This is a genomic window from Anaerofilum hominis (assembly GCF_014287275.1).
Taxonomy (GTDB): Bacteria; Bacillota; Clostridia; order Oscillospirales; family Ruminococcaceae; genus Pygmaiobacter; species Pygmaiobacter hominis.
On record NZ_JACONZ010000001.1, the window covers coordinates 464,546 to 480,694 of the forward strand.

A 16,149-nucleotide genomic window follows, 5' to 3' on the forward strand; every position below is an offset into this window, starting at 1 on the left:
CCTCTTACCCCCTGCGGTCCAGATACCAGGTGAGAGCCGGGGCGGCAACAAAGCAGCCCGCATACCCCAGCGACCCGGTCAGCAGCACCGTATCCGGCGCGACGCCCCGATCCAGCAAAAAGATCAGCAAAAAACTGAGCATCGCAAACAGAGCGCCGATGAGCCGCATCGCCCGGTTCTGATTTTCCACCAGCCGCTCGTCCACCTTTTCCATACAGAGCAGCCCCCAGAAAAACCAGGAAAAAAAGGCAAAGAACACAAAAAACAGATAGTTGTGCCCGCCCCCGTGTTTGGGCAGGAATCCCAAAAATCCCAACAGCCCCAGGGCCCCCATCCAGGGACGAAAGCGCGCCGTTTTCTTTTTCATTTTTTCCTCCTCACCCGCCTTACAGCACGGTTTAAGTGATATATTTATCTCTTTCAGTGATAAATATATCACTTAAAGGTAAAACCGTCAAGTCTTTCCCTGCTGAGAGATCCGTCCCATGCGCGCAAAAGCGCAGGCGGCCGCCCCAACCCGCGGGGCAGCCGCCTGTTTTTTTATCTGTTTGATCCCCTCTGTTTTTGGGGCTCCGATCACGCGTTGAAAACGTATTTGTCCAGTCTTTCCAGCGCTTCCCGCAAAAGGCTCTCGGGCAGCGCCAGGTTGAGGCGGATCCCATACGGGTGGTGGAACGGCCTGCCGTCCTGCCAGATCACGCCCACAGACGCCCCTGCTTGCAGCAGCTCGTCCAGGCTCTTGCCATGGGCCTTGCACCACTCCTCACAGTTCAGATAGAGCATATAGGTCCCCTGCGGCTTGAACAGGCTCACTCCGTCAAACTTTTCACAGATGTATTCATACGCATAGTTGACATTGGCGCTGAGCACGCCGCACAGCTCGTCCACCCACGCTGCGCCCTCCTCGCCGTAGCCGCCAATCAAGGCGTGCATCGAGAGCACGTTCATGTGGTTGTAGCCCGGTTTGCTGGCGGACGCGTTCAGCCGGTCTCTGAGATACTCGTCATAAACGATGTGGTACGACCCCACCAGACCGGCCAGGTTAAAGGTCTTGGAGGGCGCATAGATGGCGATCGTCCGCTTTTTGGCATCTTCCGAGACGGACTGGGTGGGGATATGACGATTGCCGTTGAGCACGATGTCGGACCAGATCTCGTCCGAGATGACGACGCAGTGGTTTGCCGCATAGACCTCCATCGCCTTTTCGATCTCCCAGCGCTCCCACACGCGTCCGCAGGGGTTGTGCGGGGAGCAGAAGATCGCGACGTGGATATGGAACTCCTTGAGCTTGCGGTCCATATCCTCATAATCCATGCGCCAAACGCCGTCCGCGTCCTGCACCAGGGGGCTGTGGACCATCTGATAGCCGTTGCGGGCCAGGCTGCTGGTAAAACCGATATAAGTGGGGCTGTGCAGAAGGACCGCGTCCCCCTGGCTGCAAAAGGCGTTGACAGCGCTGATCATGCAACCCAGCACACCGTTTTCATACCCAATGCAGTCCCGCGTCAGCCCCACGGCCCCGTTGCGCGTTTCCTGCCAGCGGATCACAGCGTCATAGTAGGCGTCCGAGGTGGGGAAATACCCAAACAGCGGATGGTCGATGCGCTCCTGCATTGCCCGGATGATGGAGGGAGCCGTCGCGAAGTTCATATCCGCCACCCACATCGGTATAAGGGAAAACTCTTCTTTCACGATGGAACGGTCGTAGGGGATATTGTCGATCGCGGTCGCGTCCTTGCCCCGCCGGTCCATCACTGTGGTAAAATCATAAGTCATTGTTCCCGCCTCCATTTTTTATTATAGCTTTTGCTTCAGCAGCTCTTCTTCGGCTTTTTTATGCCTGCCGGCAAGCGAGATCGCCAGCGCGCCCACGACCAGCGCCCCCACATAAAGCGCGATCGCCATGATAAAAGCCCCGGTATAGCTGCCTAGTTTATCATAAAACAATCCGATGGAAGAGTAAAGCCCTCCGCCGATCAGGCTGTTCGCCATCATCATCAGCGACCAGATCTCCGAATAATGCTTCACGCCCACGATGCTGCGGGCAAGCAGCGGGCACTGCACCGTGTACATGCTGGACCCCAGCCCCACCGTAAAGGCCGCGGGCAGCACCAGCAGCGGGTTCGCCTTGCTCACCAGCATCAGCACATAGCCCAGCGTGGTGGTCACGGCCCCCCACACCAGGCCTGCGCGCACCCCCAGGCGGTCGTTGATCCAGCCGAGGATCAGGCTGCTGACGATCGTGCCGATGCTCAGGGCGATGCCCGCATAAGCGCCGAAATTGATCGACTGGCCCAGCTCCATCGTGGCGTAGGTGGCCGTATAGCCCGACACGCCGCTGCCGTAGCTGTACATGATGCATGCCAGCCAGGCGACATACAGAAACAGAGAGCTGAATGCCTGCCTGCGCGTGAGGCCCCATTCGGAAGCCGCCCAATCCGCGCGTTTCTCCGGCTCGTCGCTGCCCGCCTCTTCTGCGCCATAGGGCAGGCATCCCACCTCTGCCGGGCTTTTGATGATAAGGAACACCGCGGGCAGCGTGATCACCGCGCCGATGGCGGCAAGCACCAGATAGGCGGTTCTCCAGCCGAACGCCGTGATCAGCTGCGCCGACAGCAGATTATAAAGAATACCCGCCGCGCCGCTGACCGCCACCACCACGCCCAGCACCGTGCCGGCCTTTTTGCGGAACCACATATTGAGCAGGATGGGGATAGCCACAAACCCGGTAAAAGCCTGCGCCACGCCGATCAGCAGGCCGGAAAAATAAAACATGGGGACCGAGCGATAGGTCGACATCAGCGCCAGACCGCCGAGTTCCACAATGGAGGCGATCCCCATCACCCGGCCGATCTTTCTGGTCGTCAAGATCTTGGATGCAGTGGTATACATCAGCGCCATCGCCACCGCCTCAATGCTCACAAAGGTGGTCAGCGCGCTCACCTCACACCCCAGGTCCCGCACGATGGGGGTGATAAAATTGCTCATGGCCGCCGCCACCGCGGCGCTGGAGCCGATCTTCATGCAGATACAGGCGATCACGATCCACCATGCATAGTGCAGCCCGCCCGTTTTGATTTTCTTCATCATTTCCACCCTTACGGCTCATATTTTTTCAATGTTCCAGGACATAAAAAGAACGGCCCGCCTTTTCCGCCCGGCTAAAACGCGGCGGTTTTGAAAAGGCAAGGCCGCCCTAAGGCCGAAGCCCCGCGCTGGAAAAGCGCTTTACAGGAAGCACCGCGCCCGCACGGTTTTGCAGCGGCCGGGCGGCGCTTCAAAAAATGCGCGCCCTCAGCTTTTTTCCTGCGGCCCGCCCCGCCGGACAAGCCCTCGCCGGAAACCTCCTCTGCTGCAAAGCGTGCAAAAAGCACCGCTTCCCGTCAGGGCCATCCAGACGGCACCGCGCAAAAGCGTCCCGCGCCTTTGCAGGCGGCATCCTCCACAAAATTTTGCCTGTTTTGACATTGAAGTCCTACTTTTTATCATATTACGCTTTCCTCTTTTTTCAATCTTTTTTACTTTAAAATACGAAAACTGCACTATTTGTTCGTTTCATCTGTTCGTTTTCTTCAAAATTGCACAAAGGACCACGGCGCTATTTTGCTATTCCGACCAGGCCCTATCGCCCGCCGCCCGCCACTGCCGTCGTTCCCCGCCCCGCGGGCTTCCTGCGCGCGTTTCCGGCCGGCGCGCTCCCCGCTGAAAAGCCTCTGCCGCAGCGCCCCGGTCCCTCTCTTTTTCTTCTCCTCTCAAAAACGGCGCCTTTCAAGGCATCCATGGCGGCGGAACACATCGGCTCGCTGTTGTTTTTTATGTTCTTTGCCTTTATCGTTTTGTGTGTGTTGTTCTTTTCTGTTGACAAAAAGAACAAACCTGACTACGATAGAAATAATTCAGGATGTGCTTTCGCATCCCCTTTGCCGGGAGGCTGCCATGAACAACAACAGGGTGGAACAGATCTACAAGCTGCTGCAGATCCACGAACAGGTCTCCGTACAGGATCTGGCCGACCTGATGCAGGTCACCAAAACGACGATCCGGCGCGATCTGCTCTTAATGGAAGAAAAAGGCCTGGTGCGGCGGCGGCGCGGCTATGCGCTGCTGCCCACCCGGGACCTGCTGACCAGGTTCAATTCCAGCGATCTCTTTCAGGAAGAAAAAATGAGGATCGCAAAAAAAGCCGTCCGCTATGTCACCTCCAACACCTCTCTGGCGCTGGATTCCGGCTCCAGCGTCGCCGCGCTGGTCAAGTGCCTGAAAGACGACCCCACCATTCAGGGGCTGGATATCGTCACTTCCTCGCTGGATATCGCCATCGCCACCTGTGAACAGTACCGGGTGGCGATCCCCGGTGGGTTTGTGCTTGCGGGGGAACAGTGTGTGGGGGGCGTCGATGTGACGGATTTCTTTCACAAGATCCATGCCGACCTTGTTTTTCTGGGCTCCACCGGCGTTTCCAACAGCAGCGGGCTCACGGTGTCCTATCCCCTCATGTGTTCGGTCAAAGAGGCCCTTGTGGGCTGCGCCACCACCAGGATAGCGCTGCTGGACTCCTCCAAATATCACTCCCGCGGGCTTTACACTTTCTGCGATTTCGATGCGCTGGACGTTCTCATCACGGTGGAAAATGAAGAAAATGCGCCTGTGCTGGAAAAGATCGCCCGGCACCATGTCGAGATCGTGCTGGTCTAGCTTTTCGCGCGGCGTCGTTGCCGGCATTTTTGTGCGCGCACCGACGCCGCCCTGCAAGCGTCTCCCTGCTGAATCGGTGTGGTGTAGAGAAAAGAGACAGAAAAAAGAAAAGCCGCACGTAGAATATCAAAGGATCAGACCGTCTGGCTGCGTTTTTGAAATGGAGTCAGACGGTATTTTAATTGAAAACGCTCAAAATCGCAAAAGTAAATGGAGTCGTCAATGAGTCGTCCGGCATGCTCAAAGGAGCGAAGTTTCCGCCTTGAGATGCATTCTGCTTTTAGCCTTTTAGAGCGGAGAAAAAATTCTCCGCCACAGCATTGTCATGGAGATCTCCGCGTTTTGACATCGACGGCGTAATGCCTTATTCCTGAGTGATGCACGGGGGAAGTTTCTACTGTTTGCAGACGGTCTTTCTCCTCTTTCCCCGTTTGTGGTGAAAGACAGCGGGCGCCGTGTCTTTATTTGTCCTGCGCCTCCCGGGCCCCCGGCCGATTTGCCCTTTGGGAAACGCGCTTCGCCCCGGGCCCAAACGCCGCAGCGCCTGCTGTGGACTGCCGGTCGCTGCGGGAGAGGGCCGCGCTCTGTGCCGCTCCCTGGTTTTTCATTTGCTTTAACCGATAATAAAAAATTTTTTGAACAAAACCTGAGTGAGATCTGTTCTTTCAAACGAATAGAAAAGTGAAAGGGGGTGCGAATGTCATGAAAAAGGATCCGGCTACCGAAGACTCCAGGCTGGCTGCTCTGATCAAAAGCGATCCTCAGCAGGGACTGGCGGAGGCGATCCGCCTTTGGGGCGGAGCTGCGCGCACCCTGTGCCGCGGACAGCTGCGTGGCCTGCCCGAAGAGGAGATAGAAGAGTGCGTCGCAGACTGCTTTGCCGCCCTCTGGCGCGATATCGGCCGCTGGCAGCCGGAGCGCGGGCCGCTGAAAGGCTGGTTTTACGGCCTCTGCCGCCACCTTGCGGCTGACCGCCGCAGGGCCGCCGTCAGGTCCTGCAGCCTGCCGCTGGAACAGGACCTGCCGGACGATGATGCTCTGGAGGACCAGGTGACCGCACGGCTGAGCGCAGCCGCAGTGCAGCAGGCCGTGGATGCACTGGACGAGCCCGCGCGCACGGTTTTTCTGCACCGCTACTACGCCTGTCAGACCGTGCCGGAGATCGCCCGGACGCTGGGCCTTTCCCAAAAGCGGGTCGAAAATCTGCTGTTCCGCACCAAACCCAAGCTGAAAGATCTGCTCTTGAAAGGAGGTCTTGTCCCATGAAGTGGAAAGATCTGATCGCAACGTATGTTCCACAGGATGAAGCGCTGGATGAGCCGCCGCTCCCTGCCGCCGAGCAGGACGCGCTGCTGGAACGCACTCTGCAAAAGGCCGGGCTTCCCGGCCGGGAGGCGGGCCGCAAAAGAAAACTGTTTTTCCCCCGGCGGCTGGCCGGCGTCTGTGCGGCCGCCGTGCTGCTGCTTTTTGTCTTTGGCGCCAGCGCCGCATTTTTGATGGACGGCCGTCTGCTGGCGCTGTGGAGCGGCGGCGACCCCTCCACGGTCGCCGCTGTGCAGCTGGGCCAGAGCAGCGAAAACGGCGGGTACACCGCAACGCTGGTCGAGGCTGCAGGCGATGACAATCTCGCCTATTTTCTGATCGAACTCCAGGGGCCCAACGGCGAAGCGCTGGCACAGGACCTGGGATTTGCCCGCGTCACTGTGAGGATGGAGGACAGCGTGCGCATGGGATGGAGCTGTGAGCAGCTCCCCGACGATGATCTCTCCGACAACCGCACCAGTTTTTTGCTGGCTTTTGACAGTTCTGAAAAGATGTCCGGCCGAAAGCTGTCCATCACGCTGGAGGACCTGTACCGCTACCGTGACGAGGGCGAGGTCCTCGCGGCAGGCGGCAGCTGGGAGTTTGAGACGGCGGTACAGCTTTCCGGTGTCAAGAGGACGTTCCGGCCCGGCGGCTCTTTGGATCAGGCGAATGGGACGCTGCACCTGAGTAAGGTCACCGTGACCCCGGTCTCCGTGTCGGTAGATCTCTGGCGCAACCCCCTGCCGCTGCTCTTTGCCAAAGACGCTCCCGATTACGTGTTCCCGGAAATGTGCGTAGAATTGGCCGACGGCACGCTGCTGACCGAAGAGGACCGCCTTTCCGGCGGCGCAGGCGGCGAGGACGCGTCCGTCACACTGCGGGCCAGTTACCGGCGCATCCTTGACCCGGACGAGGTGACCGCCGTGATCTTGGACGGCGTGCGGTTCGAGCTGAAATAAGCCCGCTGCAGGCTCTCCCACAAAAAGTCCCCTCTCCCGGCAAAACTGGGCTTGAGAAAATCCGGAAAAGTCTTGCAGACAGGACAAAAGCACTCCCCCAACGGCGTCGGCCGTTGGGGGAGTGCTTTTGCTGAAGCCGGGATCCCTGTGCAGGGGCCGCCGGCCTCCCAGCCTGATAAAAAAGGGACTTGCACAAAGGCAAGTCCCTTTTTTGAGCTCTAACACATCAAAGATTACTCGTTGATGGTGGAAACAACGCCGGAGCCAACGGTGCGGCCGCCCTCGCGGATAGCGAAGCGCAGGCCCTGCTCGATGGCGATCGGGGTGATCAGCTCAACGTCGATGGTGACGTTATCGCCGGGCATGCACATCTCAACGCCCTCCGGCAGGGAGATCACGCCGGTAACGTCGGTGGTGCGGAAGTAGAACTGCGGGCGATAGTTGTTGAAGAACGGGGTGTGACGGCCGCCCTCATCCTTTTTCAGAATATAGACCTGGCCGCCGAACTTGGTGTGCGGGTGGATGCTGCCCGGCTTGGACAGGACCTGACCGCGCTCGATCTCGTTGCGCTGAATGCCGCGCAGCAGGGCGCCCACGTTATCGCCAGCCTGGGCAAAGTCCAGCAGCTTGCGGAACATCTCAAGGCCGGTGATGGTGGTCTTGCGCTTCTCATCCTGCAAGCCGACGATCTCAACTTCCTCGCCGACTTTGATGGTGCCGCGCTCGACACGGCCGGTGGCGACAGTGCCGCGGCCGGTGATGGTGAAGACGTCCTCGACCGGCATCAGGAAGGGCTGGTCAGCCGCACGGTCCGGGGTCGGGATATAGGAGTCAACGGCATCCATCAGGTCGAGGACGCACTTGTACTCGGGGGCGTTGATGTCGGTGGAGGTGGACTCCAGAGCTTTCAGCGCGGAACCCTGGATGATCGGGGTGTCGTCGCCGGGGAAGTCATAGCTGGACAGCAGGTCGCGGATCTCCATCTCGACCAGCTCAAGCAGCTCGGGGTCGTCGACCTGGTCGACCTTGTTCATGAAAACGACGATATAGGGCACGCCGACCTGACGGGAGAGCAGGATGTGCTCGCGGGTCTGGGGCATGGGGCCGTCGGCAGCGGAAACGACCAGGATCGCGCCGTCCATCTGCGCAGCGCCGGTGATCATGTTCTTGACATAGTCGGCGTGGCCCGGGCAGTCGACGTGGGCATAGTGACGGGTATCGGTCTGATACTCGACGTGGGAAGTGTTGATGGTGATGCCGCGCTCGCGCTCTTCAGGAGCCTTGTCGATGTTGGCGTAGTCCATGAAGTCGGCGTCGCCTTTCATGGCCAGGACCTTGGTGATCGCAGCGGTCAGCGTGGTCTTGCCGTGGTCAACGTGGCCGATGGTGCCGATGTTAACATGCGGCTTGGAACGGTCAAATTTTGCCTTACCCATTGTAGTATCCTCCTTAAATTCAAAAAATGGTCACTTGGCCCTATTTTAGCAATTAAGGCCTTAAAAATCAAGAGTATCCGCGCCCGCAGAGGACTTTTAGCCCTCTTTCTTCGCGCGGCCCGCCATGATGGTCTCGGCGATGCTCTTGGGCACCTCCACATAATGGCTGGGCTCCATGGTGTACTGCCCGCGGCCCTGGGTCTTGCTGCGCAGGTCAGTGGCATAACCGAACATGCTGGACAGGGGCACAAACGCATCGATCTGCTGTGCGCCGCTGCGGCTCTCGGTGCCCTGGATCTGCCCGCGCCGGGCATTCAGGTCGCCGATAACGTCGCCCATATACTCGTCCGGCACGATGACCGAAACTTTCATGATGGGCTCCAGGATGACGGGGTCGGCCTTGCGCATCGCCTCTTTGAACGCCATGGAACCGGCGATCTTAAAGGCCATCTCGGAGGAGTCGACCTCATGATAAGAGCCGTCGTACAGGGTGACCTTGACGTCGACAACGGGGTAGCCCGCAAGCACGCCGGCCTGCATGGCCCCCTGGATGCCCTGGTCGATGGGGCCGATGAACTCTTTGGGGATAGCGCCGCCGACCACGGCATTGACGAACTCGTATCCCTTGCCGGACTCGTTGGGCTCGATGTTGATCTTTACATGACCATACTGGCCCTTACCGCCGGACTGACGGGCGTATTTGGTCTCCTGATCGACCTTGCGGCGGATCGTCTCACGGTAGGCGACCTGGGGCTTGCCCACGTTTGCCTCGACCTTGAACTCGCGCAGCAGGCGGTCGACAATGATCTCCAGATGCAGCTCGCCCATGCCGGCAATGATCGTCTGGCCGGTCTCCTCGTCGGTATAAGTGCGGAAAGTGGGGTCCTCCTCGGCCAGCTTCGCCAGCGCGATGCCCATCTTCTCCTGGCCGGCCTTGGTCTTGGGCTCGATGGCCACGCGGATGACGGGCTCGGGGAACTCCATGCTCTCAAGGATGATGGGGTGCTTCTCATCGCACAGGGTGTCGCCGGTGGTGGTGTTCTTCAGGCCCACGGCGGCGGCGATGTCGCCCGCATAGCACACGTCGATATCCTGACGGTGATTGGCGTGCATCTGCAGGATGCGGCCCATGCGCTCGTTGTTGTCCTTCACCGAGTTGTAAACGGTGGTGCCGGCCTTGATCACGCCCGAATAGATGCGGAAGAAGCACAGCTTGCCCACAAACGGGTCGGTCGCGATCTTGAACGCCAGCGCCGCAAACGGCGCGTTGTCGTCCGAGGGACGGCTCTCCTCTTCGCCGGTGTCGGGGTTCATGCCCTTGATGTCCTCGATATCGGTCGGGGCGGGCATATAGTCCACGATGGCGTCGAGCAGTTTCTGAACGCCCTTGTTCTTATAGGAGGTACCGCAGGTGACCGGCACGATGGTATTGGCAATGGTCTCCTTGCGCAGCGCCTTTTTGATCTCCTCTTTGGTGAGCTCCTCACCATCGAGGTACTTCATCATCAGCTCTTCGTCGTTTTCGGCGACAGCCTCGATGAGGGCATCGTGGTACTCCTGTGCCTTGGCTTTCATATCCTCGGGGATCTCCTCCACGCGGATATCCTTGCCCAGGTCGTCATAATAGATATCGGCCGTCATGTCGATCAGGTCGATGATACCTTTAAAAGTATCCTCTTTGCCGATCGGCAGCTGGATGGGCACTGCATTCGCTTTCAGGCGCTCTTTCACCATGTCCAGGACATGATAGAAGTTTGCGCCCATGATGTCCATCTTGTTGACGTAGATCATGCGGGGCACATGGTACTTGTCCGCCTGATGCCACACCGTCTCGGACTGGGGCTCAACGCCGCCCTTGGCGCACATGACGGTGACAGAACCGTCGAGAACGCGCAGCGAGCGCTCGACCTCAACGGTAAAGTCCACGTGGCCCGGGGTGTCGATGATGTTGATGCGGTGCCGGTTTGCCAGCGCCTTTTTCGGGTCATTCTGGAGCTCGGTATGGCTCCAATAGCAGGTGGTCGCGGCGGAAGTGATGGTGATGCCGCGCTCCTGCTCCTGCGCCATCCAGTCCATCGTCGCGGTGCCGTCGTGCGTTTCACCGATCTTATGGTTGATGCCGGTGTAAAACAGAATACGCTCTGTTGTCGTGGTCTTACCCGCGTCGATGTGCGCCATTATGCCGATGTTTCTGGTCATTTCCAGAGAAACGTCTCTTGGCATAGTTACCTCCTAAACTTTTTGGGAACGCCGTGTGGGTCCCAGATATATCTTGTGCTTTGCGGCAAGGGAAACGGACACGGCCCCCCAAAGACGCAGATTAGTATCTGTAGTGTGCAAAAGCCTTGTTGGCCTCGGCCATCTTGTGGGTATCCTCACGCTTCTTGACCGCGTTGCCGGTGCCGTTGACGGCGTCCATGATCTCGCCTGCCAGACGCTCGCGCATGGTGCGCTCGTTCCGGGTGCGGGCATAGGCGGTCAGCCAGCGCAGGCCAAGGGTCTGGCGGCGCTCCGGGCGGACCTCCATCGGCACCTGGTAGTTGGCGCCGCCGACGCGGCGGGACTTGGTCTCCAGCACGGGCATGATGTTCTCGAGTGCTTTCTCGAACATCTCCAGCGGGTCGTTGCCGGTCTTTTCTTTGACGATGTCAAACGCGCCGTAGACGATCTTCTGGGCAACGCCCTTTTTGCCGTCGTACATGATGCTGTTGACCAGACGGGTGACCATCTTGGAATTGTAAACAGGATCAGCCAGCACGTCGCGCTTTGCAATGTTACCTCTTCTGGGCATCTTTCTTCCCTCCTTCACATAATGATATCATCGGTACTCGAAAGCGTCAGCTTCCGACAGTGTCCGCAAAGAGGCATATCTATATCAATACGCCTTCTTTTTGGCGACTATCAGATCAACTTTGACTACTTCTTCGCGGCACCGGCCTTGGGACGCTTCGCGCCGTATTTGGAACGGGCCTGGTTGCGGCCGGAAACACCCTGGGTATCGAGAGTACCGCGGATGATGTGGTAGCGCACGCCGGGCAGGTCCTTGACACGGCCGCCGCGGATGAGCACGACAGAGTGCTCCTGCAGGTTGTGGCCGATACCGGGAATGTAAGAAGTGACCTCGATACCATTTGTGAGCTTGACACGGGCAACCTTACGAAGTGCGGAGTTCGGCTTTTTGGGGGTCATGGTGCGCACCGCGGTGCAGACGCCGCGCTTTTGCGGGGAGTTCTGCTCGGTGTACTGCTTCTTCTGGCTGTTATAGCCGCGGAGCAGCGCGGGAGCGGTGGACTTTTTCACCATCACCTCACGACCTTTGCGAACGAGCTGGTTAAAGGTGGGCATGATTTTCCTCCTTTCCTGAGAATTTTTTTTGGGGCAAAGCCCCCTTTATGTTGTGGCGGCAAGCCGCCGGACAACCGTAAAACAGGCGCTGGGCAACGCAAAACACGCCCTTGGCGCAACATTTATATTTTACACGTTTCTTTTTGCGCTGTCAACAGAAAAGCGGCGTAAAATTCAGCATTTTGCCGATTTTTTACAGCTTTTCCCCCTGCGGGCTTTTCCCGGTCTTTCCTGAAAAGAATGGGCCAAAAACCGCGTTCTTATGCGGGGGGCAAAGCCTTTTCATAAAGAGAGGGGGCCGCATACTGTTTGCCGAACATCAGATCATACTGCAGCATGGCCTGCGCCTGGTACACGGTTTCCTGTTCCTGTGTCATCTGTGCGTTTCTCTTCTCCTCATCTGCAAAATAGAGGTCATAGGAGAGGTCGCCCAAAATCGGTTTTGAAGCGTACAGCCAGTCCATCCATGCAGGGCGGATGACTTCTCTTTCCATCTTCGCAAAAGTGCTTTTGTTTTCTCCATTTTTCCGACCATCCGTTCTACGCCGGTCCAAAAACGTTTCAGCCTTTTCCGGACCGCATTTTGCTTTCTCATTACTGGCTCTATTATATCATTTTACCTTTTGCTGACAACAGCTTTCCCCGCCGGAAAGCGCAAATATCTCTTTTCGTGCGCGGCTGCAGCATGTCGATCTTCTCTCCCCCGCCGCGCCCTGTGCCGGGCGCGCAAAAAGAAAAAGCCGGCAAGCCGGCTTTTTCTTTTTGCGTTTTGTGCTTTTAACCGTTTCTTCCGGCAGCTCAGTCCACTTCGGGGCTGGATTCCTCCGCCTCGAACGCAGCGGCTTCCTCCTCGCCAAGGCCTGTGCCCGCGGGGATCAGCTTGCCGATGATGACGTTCTCTTTCAGGCCCAGCAGCGGGTCGACCTTGCCCTTGATGGCGGCCTCGGTCAGCACGCGGGTGGTCTCCTGGAAAGACGCCGCGGACAGGAACGAGTCGGTGGCCAGCGACGCCTTAGTGATGCCCAGCAGCACCGTGGTGTACTTCGCCTCTCTGAGATCGGTCTCCCCATCTGCGATGCGGCGGCGGATCTCGGCGTTTTTCATCTCGATCTCCTGCTTGTCGGACAGCGCGCCGCCGATCAGGCTGGTGGAACCGGCGTCGTCCACCCGGGCCTTGCGCATCATCTGATGCACGATGACCTCGATGTGTTTATCGTTGATATCAACGCCCTGCATTCGATAGGTCTGCTGCACCTGCTGGATGATATAGTCCTGGGTGGCGGCCGCGCCCTTGATCGCCAGGATATCCTGCGGATAGGCGTTGCCCTCGGTGACCATGTCGCCCAGTTCCAGCACGTCTCCCTCCGCCACGCGCACGCGCTGGCCAAACGGGATCATATAGCTCTTTTCCAGCGGAGCGCCGTTCTCATCCACGCCGGAGACCACGATATGGCGGTTCTTCTTGGTGTCGTCCACATGCACCGTGCCCGCGATCTCGGTCATGATGGCCAGAGATTTGGGACGCCGGGCCTCGAACAGCTCCTCGACGCGGGGCAGGCCCTGCGTGATATCCTCGGCGTTGGCGATGCCGCCGGTGTGGAAAGTACGCATGGTCAGCTGTGTGCCCGGCTCGCCGATGGACTGTGCCGAGATGATGCCGACCGCCTCGCCGATGGTGACCGGGCGGCCGTTGGCCAGGTTGGCGCCATAGCACTTGGCACAGCAGCCATGCTGCGCGCGGCAGCCCAGCACGCTGCGGATATGCACCTTTTTGATGCCCGCCTCGACGACCTTTTTCGCCTCGTCCTCGTGCATCATGGTGTCCTTGGAGACCAGCAGCGCGCCGGTCTCGGGATCAAGGATGTCGTTGACCGGGTAACGGCCCAGCAGCCGCTCTTCCAGCGGCTCATACAGCTCGTTGCCCACCCGGATATCCTCCACCCAGATGCCCTCGGTGGTGCCGCAGTCCTCCTCGCGGACGATGACGTCCTGCGAGACGTCCACCAGACGGCGGGTCAGATAGCCCGAGTCGGCGGTGCGCAGAGCGGTGTCGGCAAGGCCTTTGCGCGCGCCGCGGCTGGAGATAAAGTACTCCAAAATGTTCAGGCCTTCGCGGTAGTTGGCCTTGATGGGGATCTCAATGGTCTTGCCGGCGGTGTTGGCGATCAGGCCGCGCATGCCCGCCAGCTGACGGATCTGGTTCATCGAGCCGCGGGCGCCGGAATCCGCCATCATGAAGATGGGGTTGCGGTCGGACAGGTTCTCGGTGACGGCCGCCGACACGTCGTCGGTCGTCTTGTTCCAGATGTTGATGATGCTGTTGTAGCGCTCGTCGTCGGAGATCAGGCCTTTGTTGTACTGCTTGTGGATTTTGTTGATCCGCTCCTCGGCGGCGGCCAGCAGCTCCGCTTTTTTGGGCGGGATGACAGCGTCGGAGACCGAGACCGTGATGGCGCCCTTGGTGGAGTACTTGTAGCCCTGCGCCTTGATGGCGTCCAGCATCACTGAAGTGCGCTCGGTGCCGTGGATGTGGATGCAGCGGTCGATGATCTGGCCCAGTGTCTTTTTGGTCACCAGGAAATCGACCTCCAGCTTGAAGAGGTTCTCCGGATCGCTGCGGTCCACATAGCCCAGGTCCTGCGGGATGGGGTTGTTGAAGATGATGCGGCCGATGGTGGTGTCGATGATCTTGGTGCGCATTTCGCCGTCGATTTCCACCTCGCGGCGCACCTTGATGCGGGCCTGCAGGGTGATGACGCCCTCCTGATAGGCCATCATGGCCTCGGCCTCATCGCGGAACACTTTGCCCTCGCCCTTGTCCCCGTCGTTGACCATGGTCAGGTAATAGCTGCCCAGTACCATGTCCTGGGTGGGCACCGCCACCGGCTTGCCGTCGGAGGGCTTGAGCAGATTGTGGGAGGCGAGCATCAGGGTCTTGGCCTCTTTCTGCGCCTCCGCGGACAGCGGCAGATGGACCGCCATCTGGTCGCCGTCAAAGTCGGCGTTGAACGCGGTGCAGACCAGCGGGTGCAGCTTGATAGCGCGCCCTTCGACGAGCACCGGCTCAAATGCCTGGATGCCCAGACGGTGCAGAGTGGGCGCGCGGTTCAGCAGCACGGGATGGCCTTTGATGACCGTCTCGAGGGAATCCCACACCTGCGGATGGACCCGCTCCACCATTTTGCGGGCGGATTTGATGTTGTTGGCGACGCCGTTTTCCACCAGATCTTTCATGACGAACGGTTTGAACAGCTCCAGCGCCATCTCTTTGGGCAGACCGCACTGATACATCTTCAGCTCCGGGCCGACGACGATGACCGAACGGCCGGAGTAGTCCACGCGCTTGCCCAGCAGGTTCTGACGGAAGCGGCCCTGCTTGCCTTTGAGCATGTCGGACAGGCTTTTGAGCGAGCGGTTATTGGGCCCGGTGACCGGGCGGCCGCGGCGGCCGTTGTCGATCAGGGCGTCCACCGCCTCCTGCAGCATGCGCTTTTCATTGCGCACGATGATATCGGGCGCGCCCAGCTCCAGCAGGCGCTTGAGGCGGTTGTTGCGGTTGATGACCCGGCGGTACAGATCGTTCAGGTCGCTGGTGGCAAAGCGGCCGCCGTCCAGCTGCACCATGGGGCGGATGTCGGGCGGGATGACCGGCACCACGTCCATGATCATCCACTCGGGCCGGTTGCCGGAGAGGCGGAACGCCTCCACGACCTCAAGGCGCTTGAGGATGCGCACCCGTTTCTGGCCGGACGCGTCCTCCAGATCGGCGTGCAGCTCCTCCGACAGCTTATCCAGATCGATGCGGCTCAGCAGCTCCTTGACGGCTTCGGCGCCCATGGACGCCTTGAACTCATCCTCATAGCGGTCCCGCATGTCGCGGTACTCTTTTTCGCTGAGCAGCTGCTTCTCCTCCAGCGGGGTGTAGCCCGGGTCGGTGACGATATAGCTGGCAAAGTACAGCACTTTTTCCAGCAGGCGGGGCGAGAGATCCAGCATCAGGCCGATGCGGGAGGGGATGCCCTTGAAATACCAGATATGGCTGACCGGCGCGGCCAGCTCGATGTGGCCCATCCGCTCGCGGCGGACCTTTGAGCGGGTGACCTCGACGCCGCAGCGGTCGCAGATCTTGCCCTTGTAGCGGATGCGTTTATACTTGCCGCAGTGGCACTCCCAGTCCTTGGTCGGTCCAAAGATGCGCTCGCAGAACAGGCCGTCGCGCTCCGGCTTGAGGGTGCGGTAGTTGATCGTTTCGGGCTTTTTCACCTCGCCGTAGCTCCATGCGCGGATCTGGTCGGGGGAGGCAAGACCGATTTTGATCGAATCAAAGACGTTAAACTCCATTGAGCGAATCCTTCCTTTACTCTACAAATTGCCGGACGGCCGGGGCGGGACACGAGGCCCGCAGGCCG

General features: G+C 59.3%; 12 protein-coding genes. 3 read left to right on the forward strand and 9 right to left on the reverse strand.

All coding sequences use genetic code 11. From position 1 onward, the window contains the following. Nucleotides 1-4 precede the first annotated feature (4 nt). From H8S23_RS02080 to H8S23_RS02090, 3 genes are all read right to left on the reverse strand, one after another. A complete protein-coding gene (locus H8S23_RS02080) occupies nt 5-367 on the reverse strand; it encodes a DUF3796 domain-containing protein (protein ID WP_207721057.1) in 363 nt (120 codons plus the stop codon). A gap of 209 nt (nt 368-576) precedes the next feature. After that, complete coding sequence (locus tag H8S23_RS02085; RefSeq protein ID WP_186886648.1) at nt 577-1,776, reverse strand: MalY/PatB family protein; 1,200 nt, start codon at nt 1,774-1,776, stop codon at nt 577-579. 21 nt (nt 1,777-1,797) lie between these two features. Beyond that, the gene (locus H8S23_RS02090) at nt 1,798-3,087 is read right to left on the reverse strand and encodes an MFS transporter (RefSeq protein WP_186886649.1); all 1,290 of its coding nucleotides are present in this window, start codon (nt 3,085-3,087) and stop codon (nt 1,798-1,800) included. A gap of 849 nt (nt 3,088-3,936) precedes the next feature. Between H8S23_RS02090 and H8S23_RS02095 the strand changes: the two genes are divergently transcribed. The 3 genes from H8S23_RS02095 (at nt 3,937) to H8S23_RS02105 (ending at nt 6,959) form a co-directional block, all read left to right on the forward strand. After that, nucleotides 3,937-4,695, forward strand: a complete 759-nt coding sequence (locus H8S23_RS02095; protein ID WP_186886650.1) for a DeoR/GlpR family DNA-binding transcription regulator — start codon at nt 3,937-3,939, stop codon at nt 4,693-4,695. A gap of 702 nt (nt 4,696-5,397) precedes the next feature. After that, a complete protein-coding gene (locus tag H8S23_RS02100; RefSeq protein ID WP_186886651.1) occupies nt 5,398-5,961 on the forward strand; it encodes an RNA polymerase sigma factor in 564 nt (187 codons plus the stop codon). Further along, complete coding sequence (locus tag H8S23_RS02105; RefSeq protein WP_186886652.1) at nt 5,958-6,959, forward strand: DUF4179 domain-containing protein; 1,002 nt, start codon at nt 5,958-5,960, stop codon at nt 6,957-6,959. Before H8S23_RS02100 ends, H8S23_RS02105 begins: the two co-directional genes overlap by 4 nt. Before the next feature lie 233 nt (nt 6,960-7,192). Here H8S23_RS02105 and tuf read toward each other — a convergent pair whose 3' ends face one another. The 6 genes from tuf to rpoC form a co-directional block, all read right to left on the reverse strand. Next, nucleotides 7,193-8,395, reverse strand: a complete 1,203-nt coding sequence (gene tuf, locus H8S23_RS02110; protein ID WP_186886653.1) for an elongation factor Tu — start codon at nt 8,393-8,395, stop codon at nt 7,193-7,195. Between the two features lie 96 nt (nt 8,396-8,491). Next, nucleotides 8,492-10,618 carry an elongation factor G gene (gene fusA, locus H8S23_RS02115; RefSeq protein ID WP_186886654.1) on the reverse strand — a complete coding sequence of 709 codons (2,127 nt, stop codon included), beginning with the start codon at nt 10,616-10,618 and terminating at the stop codon, nt 8,492-8,494. 97 nt (nt 10,619-10,715) lie between these two features. Continuing rightward, nucleotides 10,716-11,186: a 30S ribosomal protein S7 gene (rpsG, locus tag H8S23_RS02120; protein WP_186886655.1), complete on the reverse strand. Its 471-nt coding sequence runs from the start codon at nt 11,184-11,186 to the stop codon at nt 10,716-10,718. Between the two features lie 125 nt (nt 11,187-11,311). Then, on the reverse strand, nt 11,312-11,740 hold the full coding sequence (gene rpsL, locus H8S23_RS02125) for a 30S ribosomal protein S12 (RefSeq protein WP_186886656.1): 429 nt from the start codon (nt 11,738-11,740) through the stop codon (nt 11,312-11,314). Between the two features lie 260 nt (nt 11,741-12,000). Continuing rightward, entirely contained in the window at nt 12,001-12,234 is a 234-nt protein-coding gene (locus H8S23_RS02130) for a hypothetical protein (protein ID WP_186886657.1), read from the reverse strand. Between the two features lie 304 nt (nt 12,235-12,538). Further along, entirely contained in the window at nt 12,539-16,081 is a 3,543-nt protein-coding gene (rpoC, locus tag H8S23_RS02135) for a DNA-directed RNA polymerase subunit beta' (RefSeq protein WP_186886658.1), read from the reverse strand. Nucleotides 16,082-16,149 lie beyond the last annotated feature (68 nt).